The sequence below is a fragment of the Clavibacter californiensis genome, from assembly GCF_021952865.1.
In the GTDB taxonomy this organism is placed as follows: domain Bacteria; phylum Actinomycetota; class Actinomycetes; order Actinomycetales; family Microbacteriaceae; genus Clavibacter; species Clavibacter californiensis.
Genome location: NZ_CP040792.1, coordinates 1,826,269 through 1,838,613, shown reverse-complemented (window position 1 = coordinate 1,838,613; position 12,345 = coordinate 1,826,269). Strand labels below are relative to the sequence as shown.

Below are 12,345 nucleotides of genomic sequence, written 5' to 3'. Positions count from 1 at the left end.
GGGATGGCTCCCGGGCGCCGGGCGCGTGGCCGGCTTCAGTGGGAGGGGCGCGCGCAGCGGGGGTCTATGAGCAGGAGGGGGGTCGTCCATCGTCCGTCGAGCATACCGGGGCTCACCAGCCGACCGGCAGGGGCTTGCCCTCCTCGTAGCCCGCGGCCGACTGGATCCCGACGGCGGCCCGCTCGGCGAACTCGGCGCGCGTGTGCGCCCCGGCGTAGGTGAACGAGCTGCGGACGCCGGACGTGATCGTGTCGAGCAGGTCCTCGAGGCCGGGGCGGAGCGGGTCGATGCGGATGCGGCTGGTGGAGATCCCCTCCGCGAACAGCGTGCGCCGCGCCAGCTCGAACGCCTCGCGCCGGCCGAACCGCTCCTGCACGGCGCGCGTGGACGCCATGCCCCAGCTCTCCTTGGCGAGCCCGCCGTCCTCGTCGACGAGCAGGCGCCCGGGCGACTCGACGGTGCCCGCGAACCAGGATCCGATCATCACGCTGGCGGCGCCCGCGGCGAGGGCGAGCGCGACGTCCCGCGGGTACCGCACTCCCCCGTCCGCCCAGACGAGGGCGCCGGCGGCGCGGGCGGCCTCGGCTGTGTCGAGCACGGCGGAGAACTGGGGCCGGCCCACGGCGGTCATCATGCGCGTCGTGCACATGGCGCCCGGGCCGACGCCGACCTTGACGATGTCGGCGCCCGCCTCGACGAGGTCGCGCGCGCCCTCGGCGGTGACGACGTTGCCCGCGACGATCGGGACGCGCGGGTCGAGGGCGCGCACGTCGCGGATCGCGCGGAGCATCGCCTCCTGGTGCCCGTGCGCCGTGTCGAGGACGAGCACGTCGACCCCCGCGGCCAGCAGCGCCCGGGCGCGGCCGATCGGATCGCCGTTGACGCCGACCGCGGCGCCCACCGCGAGGCGCCCGTGCCCGTCGAGCGCGGGCGCGTAGACGGTGGACCGCAGGGCGCTGCGGCGGCTGAGCGTGCCGACCAGGCGGCCGTGCGCGAGCACGGGAGCGAAGTCGATCCCGGCGGCGTGCATCAGGTCGAACGCCGCGCGGCCCGTGGGAACGTCGTCGGCGTCGAGGGAGGCGAGCGCGCCGTGCGGCAGGTCGCCGAGCCGGGTGCCGTCGGGTACCCCGGCGAGCTGCGTCCCCTCGAGGCAGCCGATCATCTCCCCGTCCGCGTCGCGCAGCACGATGCCGTGCCCCGCGATGGGCGGCAGCAGCTCGCGCGCCTGGCCGGCGGTCGCGTCCGGCGGCAGCTCGAGCGGCGAGTCGTAGGCGACCGGCTGGTCCTTGACCCGATGGATCGCGGCGTCGAGCTCCTGGGGCCGGAGGTCCTGCGGCAGGATCCCGATGCCCCCGCGACGCGCGAGCACGGCGGCGAGGCGGGGTCCGGTGACCGAGCCCATGTTGCTCGCGACGACCGGGATGGTGCACGGCGTCCCGTCTCCCGGGGCGAGGTCGACGTCCATCCGGCTCGCGACGTCGGACCGGCCCGGGCTCAGGAACACGTCCGAGTAGGTCAGGTCGTGGGCGGGAGCCTCTCCGGTGAACCTCATCCCCCGACGGTATCCCCGCCGTCCCGCCGCGCGCCAGGGCGCAGACGGGTCGCCGGTCCCGACGCGCCGCTCCCGACCGGCCGACCGGCGGAAGGTTTAGGCTGGGTGATCGTGGACGCGCGGCACGCGAACGGGCCGCGCGAGGCAGACGACCAACAGCAAGAGAGCGGGCGATCAACTGTGTCGAGCCAGGTGACTGGTACGGGGACCGATGACGGTTCCACGGGCGACTTCGGAGCCAACGAGTGGCTCGTCGACGAGATGTACGAGAGGTTCGTGGTCGACAAGGACTCGGTCGACCGCAGCTGGTGGCCGATCCTGGAGAACTACCACACGACCGTGATCGAGGGCCGCGAGGCCACGCTCGCCACTGGCGCCCAGACCGCTGAGGCGCAGATCCCGGACGCGGACGGCACCTCCGCCCCCGCGTCGACCAACACGGGCAGCCCGGCGCCGACGCCGGCTCCCGCGTCCGCCGGCCAGCCCGACGCGCAGGCGCAGCAGCCCGCGACCGGGTCCCAGCCCGCCGCGCGCACCACGAGCATCGCCCCCAAGCAGCAGCCGATCCCGGCGCAGGCGCCCGCGAAGGCCCCGGCGAAGAAGGGCCAGGAGCCCACCCCGCCCGGAGAGGACGAGGTCTCCCCGCTCCGCGGCATGGCGAAGAGCCTGGCGACCAACATGGACGCGTCGCTCACCATCCCGACCGCGACGAGCGTCCGCACCATCCCGGCGAAGCTGATGATCGACAACCGCATCGTCATCAACAACCACCTCAAGCGCGCCCGTGGCGGCAAGGTCTCCTTCACGCACCTCATCGGCTGGGCGCTCATCCAGGCGCTCAAGGAGTTCCCGAGCCAGAACGTGCACTACGACGAGGTCGACGGCAAGCCCAGCGTCGTCTCCCCCGCGCACATCAACCTCGGCATCGCGATCGACATGCCGAAGCCCGACGGCACGCGCGCGCTCCTCGTCCCGAGCATCAAGGGCGCGGAGGCCATGACGTTCGGCGAGTTCCTCTCCGCGTACGAGGACCTGGTCAAGAAGGCCCGCGGCAACAAGCTGGCCGCGGGCGACTTCGCCGGCACCACCATCTCGCTCACGAACCCCGGCGGCATCGGCACGGTCCACTCCGTCCCGCGCCTGATGAAGGGCCAGGGCGCCATCATCGGCGCCGGCGCCCTCGAGTACCCGGCCGAGTTCCAGGGCTCCTCCCCCAAGACGCTCGTCGAGCTTGGCATCGGCAAGACCATCACGCTCACGAGCACGTACGACCACCGCGTGATCCAGGGCGCGGGCTCCGGCGAGTTCCTCAAGATCGTGCACGAGCGCCTCATCGGCCAGCACGGCTTCTACGAGGACATCTTCGCGGCGCTCCGCATCCCGTACGACCCGATCCAGTGGGCCACCGACATCAACGTCGACCTCTCGGAGCGGGTCTCCAAGACCAGCCGCGTGCAGGAGCTCATCAACGCCTACCGCGTCCGCGGGCACCTCATGGCGGACATCGACCCGCTCGAGTACCAGCAGCGCACGCACCCGGACCTCGAGATCACGAACCACGGGCTCACCTTCTGGGACCTCGACCGCGAGTTCGTCACCGACGGCTTCGGCGGCCGCCGCCAGGCGCTCCTCCGCGACGTCCTCGGCATCCTGCGCGACTCGTACTGCCGCACCATAGGCATCGAGTACATGCACATCCAGCAGCCCGACGAGCGCCGCTGGATCCAGGGCAAGGTCGAGCAGCCCTACGCGAAGCCCACGCACGACGAGCAGATGCGCATCCTCTCCAAGCTCAACGAGTCGGAGGCGTTCGAGACGTTCCTCCAGACGAAGTACGTCGGGCAGAAGCGCTTCAGCCTCGAGGGCGGCGAGTCCACCATCTCCCTGCTGGACACGCTCCTCCAGGGCGCCGCGGACCACGGGCTCGACGAGGTCGCGATCGGCATGGCCCATCGCGGTCGCCTCAACGTCCTCACCAACATCGCGGGCAAGAGCTACGGCCAGATCTTCCGCGAGTTCGAGGGCACGCAGGACCCGCGCACCGTCCAGGGTTCCGGCGACGTGAAGTACCACCTCGGCACCGAGGGCACCTTCCGCGGCGTCCACGGCGAGGAGATGCCCGTGTACCTCGCGGCGAACCCGTCGCACCTCGAGGCCGTGAACGGCGTGCTCGAGGGAATCGTCCGCGCCAAGCAGGACCGCAAGCCCATCGGCTCGTTCTCCGTCCTGCCGATCCTCGTGCACGGCGACGCGTCGATGGCCGGCCAGGGCGTGGTCTTCGAGACCCTCCAGCTCTCGCAGCTGCGCGCGTACCGCACGGGCGGCACGGTCCACATCGTCATCAACAACCAGGTCGGCTTCACCACGCCGCCGTCGGAGTCCCGCTCGTCGGTGTACTCCACCGACGTGGCCAAGAGCATCCAGGCGCCGATCTTCCACGTGAACGGCGACGACCCCGAGGCCGTGGCCCGCGTCGCGCACCTCGCCTTCGAGTTCCGCCAGGAGTTCAAGAAGGACGTCGTCATCGACCTCGTCTGCTACCGCCGTCGCGGCCACAACGAGGGCGACGACCCCTCGATGACGCAGCCGCTCATGTACAACCTCATCGAGGCCAAGCGCTCGGTGCGGAAGCTGTACACCGAGGCGCTCGTCGGTCGCGGCGACATCACCCAGGACGAGTACGACGCGGCGCAGAAGGACTTCCAGGACCGCCTGGAGCGCGCCTTCGCGGAGACGCACGCCGCGCAGACCTCGTCCATCCCCATCCAGACCCAGGACGCCGGCGCCGTCGCGGACCTGGAGCGCCCCGACTCGCAGCAGGACGACGGTCACGGGGAGCCCGAGACCACCGGCGTGTCCGAGTCGGTGATCCAGACGATCGGCGACGCCCACGACAACCCGCCGCAGGGCTTCTCCGTCCACCCGAAGCTGCAGGCCCTCATGCGCAAGCGGCTCGAGATGAGCCGCAGCGGATCCATCGACTGGGCCTTCGGCGAGCTCCTCGCCATCGGATCCCTGCTGCTGGAGAACACGCCCGTCCGCCTCGCCGGCCAGGACTCGCGCCGCGGCACGTTCGTCCAGCGCCACGCGGTGCTGCACGACCGCGACAACGGCCAGGAGTGGCTGCCGCTCGCGAACCTCAGCGACCGCCAGGCGCGGTTCTGGATCTACGACACGCTGCTCAGCGAGTACGCGGCGATGGGCTTCGAGTACGGGTACTCGGTCGAGCGCCCGGACGCACTGGTGCTGTGGGAGGCCCAGTTCGGCGACTTCGCCAACGGCGCGCAGACCATCATCGACGAGTTCATCTCCTCCGCCGAGCAGAAGTGGGGTCAGCGCTCGAGCGTCGTGCTGCTGCTGCCGCACGGCTACGAGGGCCAGGGACCCGACCACTCGTCCGCGCGCATCGAGCGCTTCCTGCAGCTGTGCGCCGAGCAGAACATGACCGTCGCGCGCCCCTCGACGCCCGCGTCGTACTTCCACCTGCTGCGCCGTCAGGCGTACTCGCGGCCCCGCCGCCCGCTCGTGGTGTTCACCCCGAAGGCCATGCTGCGGCTGCGCGGCGCCACGAGCGACGTCGAGGCCTTCACCTCGGGCCGCTTCGAGCCCGTGATCGACGACCTCCGGATCCAGGACCGCGGTGCGGTCCGCCGCGTGCTCCTCCACTCGGGGAAGGTGCACTACGACCTGCTCGGCGAGCTGGAGAAGCGCCAGGACACCTCGATCGCCCTCGTGCGGCTCGAGCAGTTCTACCCGTTCCCCGAGGAGCAGGTGCGCCGCGTCGTCGCGTCCTACCCGGAAGCCGAGGTTGTCTGGGTGCAGGACGAGCCCGAGAACCAGGGTGCCTGGCCGTTCGTGCACGTCGAGCTCGGGCGCGTCCTGCCGGACCGCCAGGTGCGCGTCGTCTCGCGCCCGGCCGCGGCGTCCCCCGCCGCCGGCTCGAGCAAGCGGCACGCCACCGAGCAGACGGACCTGATCGCGCGGGCCACCGCGGAGTGATCCGCCCGGGCTCGCGCCCGGCATGACGAGAGGCCCGGTCCCCCAGGGGATCGGGCCTCTCGTCATGCCGGGCGCTGCTGGTGCCGGACGCGCCGGCCTCGGGTCAGCCGAGCTTGGAGTAGCGGATGCCGGACGCGTGGTATCCGCGCCGGGCGTAGAAGCGCGTGACGTTGTCGCGCGCGGCCGCGGAGGTCGCGAGGAACCGGGACGCACCGTGCCCTCGCGCCCACGCCTCGTAGTGGCGGATGAGGTCGGATCCGATGCCGCCCGCCTGGCGTCCCTCGCGCACGACCAGGATGATCAGCTGCGCCATGGGCTCATCGTCGGCGAAGCCCCACATGAGGTGCCCGCCCGCGAGGCCCGCGATCTCGCCGGCCTCGTCGCGCACGACCCACGTCTCGTGGCCGGCCGCGGCCGTCATGCGCGAGAGCCGCGCGGCGACGCGGTCCTCGTCCACCTCGTAGTCGAGCAGTCGGAGCAGCTCGACGATGACGGTGAGGTCTTCTGAGGTGGGCGTCCCGAGGGACTGGATCGCGTTGGTCACATGCCGAGATTACCGGCCGCGCGCGACTCGCCGCGTCAGTGGGTGGCCTGGATGGCGCGGAGCTTGTCCATGACCTGCGTGCGCAGGTCCTCCGGAGCCGCCTCCGTGCACGCGCGGCGCACGGTGTCCCGCAGGACCACGCCGACGCGGTGCTCGCGCGCGCAGTCCGGGCAGTTCGCCATGTGCTCGCGGATGTCGGCGGCATCCGCCTTGTCGAGCTCGTGGTGCAGGTACTCCTCGAGATCCTTCTTGGCCTTGTCGCAGCCGCAGTCGCTCATTTGGTCGCTCCAGTGAGGTGCGCGGTGGAGATTCCCCGCTCGCGCGCGTAGTCGGAAAGCAGGCTCCGCAGCATCCGGCGGCCGCGGTGCAGGCGGCTCATGACGGTGCCCACGGGGGTCTTCATGATGTCGGCGATCTCCTGGTAGGAGAAGCCCTCGACGTCCGCGAAGTAGACGGCCATGCGGAAGTCCTCCGGGATGGACTGCAGCGCGTCCTTGACGGTGCTGTCCGGGAGATGGTCGATGGCCTCGGCCTCGGCGGAGCGCGTGGTGGTCGCCGTGGCGCTCGTCGCGCCGCCCAGCTGCCAGTCCTCGAGCTCGTCGATGGTGCCGTTGTAGGGGTCCCGCTGCTTCTTGCGGTAGTTGTTGATGAAGGTGTTCGTGAGGATCCGATACAGCCAGGCCTTGAGGTTCGTGCCCTGCTTGAACTGGTGGAAGGCCGTGTAGGCCTTCACGAACGTCTCCTGCACCAGGTCCTGCGCGTCGGCGGGGTTGCGCGTCATGCGCAGGCCCGCGGCGTACAGCTGGTCGATGAACGGGAGCGCCTGCTCCTCGAAGAGCTCGCGGTTGTCGCCGGGCTGGGCCGCGCGGGGCTCCTCGGCCTCGGCGCGCTCCGCATCCTGCTGATCGGCGGCCTCCTCGGTGGAGTGCACGACGGCCTCCACGAGCTCCGCGGGCGCTGCCGATGCGGTGGGCGCGTCGCGCTCGGTGGTGTCGCCCGGCGCGTCGTGACTGGTGTTCCCTGAAGTGGCCATCAGGGCAGATTCTACGGCTCGCACGAGCTCGGCGGACGGGGCCGCTGGTGCTGTCCTCGTGATCACGGGTGATCCTTCCCGGCCCGGGATCCGGGCCTGCCGGACGCCTGCCCGGTACTCTGGTGAACCCATGGAGATCTTCAGGTATTCCGGTCCCACCTTCAGCCCGTACGACGACGACCGGACCCACGCGCCCGTGCCGACGGACGACGGCCCGTGGGCGGCGCCCGTGGCGGACGGTCTGCTGGACGCGACGGTGCCGCTGCCCGGATCCAAGAGCCTGACCAACCGCGAGCTGGTCCTGTCCGCCCTCGCGGACTCCCCGTCGACGCTGCGCGCTCCGCTCCGCTCCCGCGACACGCGGCTGATGATCGAGGCGCTGCGGTCCCTCGGCACGGTCATCGAGGAGGTCGACGGCGGGGGCGGCGCCTTCGGGCCCGACCTGCGGATCACCCCTGCCGAGCTCGCCGGCGGCGTCACCATCGAGTGCGGCCTCGCCGGCACCGTCATGCGCTTCCTCCCGCCCGTCGCCGCGCTGGCCCTCGGTCCGGTCTCCTTCGACGGCGACCCGAGCGCCCGACGACGCCCCATGTCCGGCACCATCGAGGCGCTCCGGGCGCTCGGGGTCGACGTGAACGACGACGGGCGCCGGGCGTTGCCCTTCAGCCTCTACGGCACGGGCGAGGTGCCGGGCGGCGAGATCGCCATCGACGCCTCCGCCTCCAGCCAGTTCGTCTCCGGCCTCCTGCTCGCCGCGCCGCGCTTCGCCGATGGGCTCCGGCTCCGCCACACCGGCGACCGGCTGCCGAGCATGCCGCACATCGAGATGACCATCCGCACGCTCGCCGAGCGCGGCGTCGTGGTCGAGAGCCCGGAGCCCGGCGTCTGGATCGTGCCCCCCGCCCCCATCGCCGGCCGCGAGGTGCGCATCGAGCCCGACCTCTCCAACGCGGCGCCGTTCCTCGCTGCCGCGCTCGTCGCGGGGGGACGCGTCGCGATCCCCGGCTGGCCCGCGGAGACGAAGCAGGTCGGCGCGGACCTCGCGCACCTGCTGCCGCGCTTCGGCGCGACCGTCACGCGCGAGGGCGACGCGCTCGTCGTCGACGGCGGTCCCGGGCTCGCCGCGGGCGGCCGCATCCCCGGCGTCGACCTCGACCTCAGCACGGGCGGCGAGCTCGCTCCCGCGCTGGTCGCGCTCGCGGCCCTCGCCGACGGACCCAGCCGCATCACGGGCATCGGGCACCTGCGCGGGCACGAGACCGACAGGCTCGCGGCGCTGGCGGCCGAGATCACCGGGCTGGGCGGATCCGTGACCGAGCTCGAGGACGGACTCGCGATCATCCCCGCCCCGCTCCACGGCGGCCCGTGGCGCGCCTACGAGGACCACCGCATGGCCACCGCCGGGGCGATCATCGGCCTGGCCGTGCCGGGCGTCGAGATCGACGACATCGGCACGACCGCGAAGACCCTGCCCGAGTTCCCGGAGCTCTGGCTCGGACCGCTCCTCGGTCGTGCGCCGCGCGCGGCCGTCGAACCCCTCGCCCTCGGCGGTATCACCGGGCCGGGCGCCGCGGGCGGGCTCGGCGGGCTCCTGTGAGCTGGCTCGCGGATCCTGAGCAGGACGACGGCGTCTGGGACGCCTACGACGAGTCCTCGGTGCGCGTGCGTCCGAACCCGAAGGCCAACAAGCCGCGCAGCAAGCAGCGGCCCGGCCACACCGACTCCGTCGAGGGCCGGGTGCTCACGGTCGACCGCGGTCGCTTCGGCGTGCTCGTGGGCGAGGACACCGCGGACGAGCACACGCTCATCGCGACGCGTGCCCGGGAGCTCGGCAAGAAGGCCGTGGTCACGAACGACCGGGTCGACATCGTCGGCGACACCTCGGGCGACGAGGGCAGCCTGTCGCGCATCGTGCGCATCGCCCCGCGCCGCACGCTGCTGCGCCGCAGCGCCGACGACTCGGACGCCGTCGAGCGCGTGATCGTGGCGAACGCCGACCAGATGCTCATCGTCGTCGCGGCCGCGGAGCCCGAGCCGCGCGCGCGTCTCGTCGACCGCTACCTGGTCGCCGCGTTCGACGCCGGGATCCAGCCGATCCTCTGCATCACCAAGTCCGACGTGGCCGACCCCGCGCCCTTCGCCGCCCACTTCCGCGTGCTCGACGTGCCGATCGTGCTGAGCCGCTCGGACGACGTGCCTCTCGACGAGCTGCGCGCGCTGCTGGTCGACCGCACGACCGTCGCCGTCGGCCACTCCGGCGTCGGCAAGTCGACGCTCGTCAACGCCCTGGTGCCGGACGCGAGGCGCGCGACGGGCGTCGTCAACCAGGTCACCGGGCGCGGACGCCACACGTCCAGCTCCACCGTCTCGATGCGCGTCGAGACGGGCGACGGCGGCCACGGCTGGATCATCGACACCCCGGGCGTCCGCTCGTTCGGGCTCGGGCACGTGGATCCGGCGAACATCCTCCGCTCGTTCGCCAGCTACGCCCACCTGCCCGAGGGCGAGCCGCCGGGCGGCATCCCGCTCACCGAGGCGCACGACTGGGAGATCGTCGACCGGGTCGAGGCGGGCGAGCTCGGGGACGCCGGTCGCGAGCGCCTGCACTCGCTCCAGCACCTCGTCGCCAACCGCTCCGACGCGTCGAAGGGCGACCAGGCCGATCGCTAGGCTCGACCCCGTGGCCTCCGAACCCCTGCACTCCCTGTCGTCCGACCTGCGGCTCGCGAGGGAGCTGGCCGACATGGCCGACGCCATCTCGCTCGACCGCTTCCGCTCGGCCGACCTCGCCATCGAGACGAAGGCCGACTCGAGCTGGGTCACCGACGCGGACACGTCGGTCGAGCGGGCGATACGCGCCGGCATCGCCGAGAGCCGCCCGCACGACAGCGTCCTCGGCGAGGAGTACGGCACGTCCGGCTCGTCGTCCCGGCAGTGGATCGTGGATCCCATCGACGGCACCTCGAACTTCGCGCGCGGCGTGCCCGTGTGGGGCACCCTCATCGCGCTCGCCGTGGACGGCGTGCCCGTGGTGGGCGTCGTCAGCGCGCCCGCGCTCGGCCGCCGCTGGTGGGGCGCGGCGGGCCTCGGCGCGTACGTCGACGACACGCTCGGGCAGGCCACGACGTCCGAGGAGCGCCGGATCCGGGTCTCGGACGTCGACCGGCTCGAGGACGCCTCGATGAGCGTCGCCGGCGTCCAGCGGTGGCGCGACGCCGACCGGCTCGACGAGCTGCTCGACCTCTCCGCCCGCGTGAAGCGCTCCCGCGACTTCGGCGACATGTGGGCGTACATGCTGCTCGCCGAGGGCCTCGTCGACATCGCGGGCGAGCACGACCTGAAGCCGTACGACATGGCCGCGCTGATCCCCGTGATCGAGGAGGCGGGCGGCCGGTTCACGTCGGTCGACGGCGAGGCGGGGCCGTGGCACGGATCCGCGCTCGCCACGAACGGGCGCCTCCACGACGCCGTGCTGGCGGTCGTGGCGCGCTGACCCCGCGCCCGCCGTGCCTCCCGCTCAGGCGGTCGCGGCGCGCTCCCGGCGACGGCGGCGCTGGCCGAGGTCGACCAGGCCGAGCGTGAGGGCCACGGCGACCAGGGCGATCGTCACGAGGAAGCCGTTGCGGAACCCGTCGTGGTACACCGCGAGGCTCGCGTCGCCGCCGCCCGCGGCCTCCGCGTAGAGCGTGCTGAAGAAGGTGGCGGACGCGGCCGCGACGCCCACGGCCGTGCCGACGCGCTGGCCGACCTGGGCCATGGATCCGGCGACGCCGCCCTCGGTCACCGGGATCTCGGCGAGCGTGAGCGTCTGGTTCGGCGAGATCACGAAGCCCGCCCCGACGCCCGCGACGAGCATCGCCGCGGCCATCGCCCACGGCGTCGCCTCCTGCGGCGTGAGCACGGCGGCCAGGAGCAGCAGGGTGATGCCGACCGCGACGATCGCGAGCCCGATCACCACCAGCTGGCGTCCGAGGCGCGAGACGAGGCGCCCGCCGATCCACGCGGTGACCGCGGACGACAGCGCGAACGGGATGCTGACCATGCCGGCGAACACGGGCGCGAGGCCGAGGCCCTGCTGCAGGTACAGCGTCGTGAGCAGGAACACCGCGGGGATGGCGGCGAAGTACGCGGTGGCGATGAGGATCCCGTTGCGGTACGAGGAGAGCGTGAAGAGCGCGAAGTGCACCACGGGCGACTTCCCCGACCGCTCGTAGCGCCGCTCCCACGCGACGAAGAGCGCTGCCGCGACCACCGCCGCGGCGAGCCAGATCCACCGGAGCGGGTCGTCGTCGGGCCCGCCCGTCGTGAGCACGAACGGCAGCATGAGCGAGAACGTGGCGATCGCGAGCAGCACGATGCCGACCGGATCGAGGCCCGTCTTCTGCTGGGGCCGGGCCTGCCTGCGCGGCAGCAGCTTGAGCGCGAACGCGATGGCGACGATGCCGAGCGGGATGTTCATCCAGAACAGCAGGCGCCAGCCGTCCTCGGGGCCGCCGAGCTGGATCAGCAGGCCGCCGAGGGTCGGCCCGAACGCGGTCGCGATGCCGACGACGGCGCCGAACAGGCCGAATGCGCGCGCCCGCTCCTCGCCCTGGAAGAGCTGCTGGATGAGGCCGAGCACCTGCGGCATCTGGATGCCGGCGGCGACGCCCTGCAGGATCCGCGCGACCACGAGGGTCTTCACGTCCGGCGCGATGGCGCAGAGCAGGCTGGCGATCGTGAAGGAGCTGAGGCCGACCACGAACATGAGCCGGCGGCTGCGGATGTCGCCGAGGCGGCCGGCGGGCACGAGGGCCAGGCCGAACGCGAGGGCGTAGCCGGCGACGATGAGCTGCAGGTCGGTGGATCCGGCGCCGAGGGACTCCTCGATCGACGGCAGGCCGACGTTGACCTTCGACAGATCGAGGATGGTGAGCGCCGCGACGCCGACGCAGACCCAGAAGGCCTGCCAGCGGGTGCGGTCCTGGTCGTCGGTCGAGGTCGGGGTCGTGCCCGCGGGTGTGCGTCCGGTCATGAGGTATCGAATCCCATACACGGGCTATGTATTCCCGCTCCCGCGAGCGGTGGCGACCTGCCTCGACCAGCCTGCTCCTCATCCGGGGGGATCGTGCCGGTGTCCCTCTGCTGAACAACGAGCCAACAGCGACAGCCGGGCCGGGAGGCCGGGCACCCCGCTCATATGGTGGGGACTTCGTGTCCATCCGGCGCGATCGCCCT

Annotated in this window: 9 protein-coding genes; 4 read left to right on the top strand and 5 right to left on the bottom strand. The window is 72.5% G+C overall.

The window, feature by feature from the left end; genetic code table 11:
* Positions 1-112: 112 nt before the first annotated feature.
* Positions 113-1,552, bottom strand: a complete 1,440-nt coding sequence (guaB1, locus tag FGD68_RS08990) for a GMP reductase (RefSeq protein WP_237609369.1) — start codon at positions 1,550-1,552, stop codon at positions 113-115.
* Between the two features lie 180 nt (positions 1,553-1,732).
* On the opposite strand from guaB1, the gene FGD68_RS08985 reads away from it, so the two are divergent.
* The gene (locus tag FGD68_RS08985) at positions 1,733-5,551 is read left to right on the top strand and encodes a multifunctional oxoglutarate decarboxylase/oxoglutarate dehydrogenase thiamine pyrophosphate-binding subunit/dihydrolipoyllysine-residue succinyltransferase subunit (RefSeq protein ID WP_237609368.1); all 3,819 of its coding nucleotides are present in this window, start codon (positions 1,733-1,735) and stop codon (positions 5,549-5,551) included.
* Between the two features lie 103 nt (positions 5,552-5,654).
* Here the strand turns inward: FGD68_RS08985 and FGD68_RS08980 are convergent, their stop codons facing one another.
* From FGD68_RS08980 to FGD68_RS08970, 3 genes are read right to left on the bottom strand one after another with little or no spacing between them, the layout of a single operon-like run.
* Positions 5,655-6,095 carry a GNAT family N-acetyltransferase gene (locus FGD68_RS08980; RefSeq protein ID WP_104235450.1) on the bottom strand — a complete coding sequence of 147 codons (441 nt, stop codon included), beginning with the start codon at positions 6,093-6,095 and terminating at the stop codon, positions 5,655-5,657.
* Positions 6,096-6,130: 35 nt separating this feature from the next.
* Positions 6,131-6,373 (bottom strand): mycothiol system anti-sigma-R factor, encoded by a 243-nt coding sequence (gene rsrA / locus FGD68_RS08975; RefSeq protein ID WP_104235451.1) that lies wholly within the window; start codon positions 6,371-6,373, stop codon positions 6,131-6,133.
* Positions 6,370-7,128, bottom strand: a complete 759-nt coding sequence (locus tag FGD68_RS08970; RefSeq protein WP_390610965.1) for a sigma-70 family RNA polymerase sigma factor — start codon at positions 7,126-7,128, stop codon at positions 6,370-6,372. Before FGD68_RS08970 ends, rsrA begins: the two co-directional genes overlap by 4 nt.
* A 130-nt stretch (positions 7,129-7,258) precedes the next feature.
* On the opposite strand from FGD68_RS08970, the gene aroA reads away from it, so the two are divergent.
* Genes aroA through FGD68_RS08955 form a run of 3 tightly spaced genes read left to right on the top strand, consistent with a single transcriptional unit; the run spans position 7,259 to position 10,621 of the window.
* A complete protein-coding gene (aroA, locus tag FGD68_RS08965) occupies positions 7,259-8,725 on the top strand; it encodes a 3-phosphoshikimate 1-carboxyvinyltransferase (RefSeq protein WP_119372991.1) in 1,467 nt (488 codons plus the stop codon).
* Positions 8,722-9,798 (top strand): ribosome small subunit-dependent GTPase A, encoded by a 1,077-nt coding sequence (gene rsgA / locus FGD68_RS08960; RefSeq protein WP_119372992.1) that lies wholly within the window; start codon positions 8,722-8,724, stop codon positions 9,796-9,798. The genes aroA and rsgA overlap by 4 nt, the downstream gene beginning before the upstream one ends.
* A 10-nt stretch (positions 9,799-9,808) precedes the next feature.
* The gene (locus tag FGD68_RS08955) at positions 9,809-10,621 is read left to right on the top strand and encodes an inositol monophosphatase family protein (RefSeq protein WP_119372993.1); all 813 of its coding nucleotides are present in this window, start codon (positions 9,809-9,811) and stop codon (positions 10,619-10,621) included.
* Between the two features lie 24 nt (positions 10,622-10,645).
* Here FGD68_RS08955 and FGD68_RS08950 read toward each other — a convergent pair whose 3' ends face one another.
* Complete coding sequence (locus tag FGD68_RS08950; RefSeq protein WP_104235455.1) at positions 10,646-12,142, bottom strand: MFS transporter; 1,497 nt, start codon at positions 12,140-12,142, stop codon at positions 10,646-10,648.
* Between the last annotated feature and the right edge of the window lie 203 nt (positions 12,143-12,345).

Excerpts from the sequence above, each read along its gene's own strand:
- guaB1 (WP_237609369.1), bottom strand. The coding sequence starts at position 1,552 with ATGAGGTTCACCGGAGAGGCTCCCGCCCACGACCTGACCTACTCGGAC.
- FGD68_RS08970 (WP_390610965.1), bottom strand. The coding sequence starts at position 7,128 with ATGGCCACTTCAGGGAACACCAGTCACGACGCGCCGGGCGACACCACC.
- rsrA (WP_104235451.1), bottom strand. The coding sequence starts at position 6,373 with ATGAGCGACTGCGGCTGCGACAAGGCCAAGAAGGATCTCGAGGAGTAC.
- FGD68_RS08950 (WP_104235455.1), bottom strand. The coding sequence starts at position 12,142 with ATGACCGGACGCACACCCGCGGGCACGACCCCGACCTCGACCGACGAC.
- aroA (WP_119372991.1), top strand. The coding sequence starts at position 7,259 with ATGGAGATCTTCAGGTATTCCGGTCCCACCTTCAGCCCGTACGACGAC.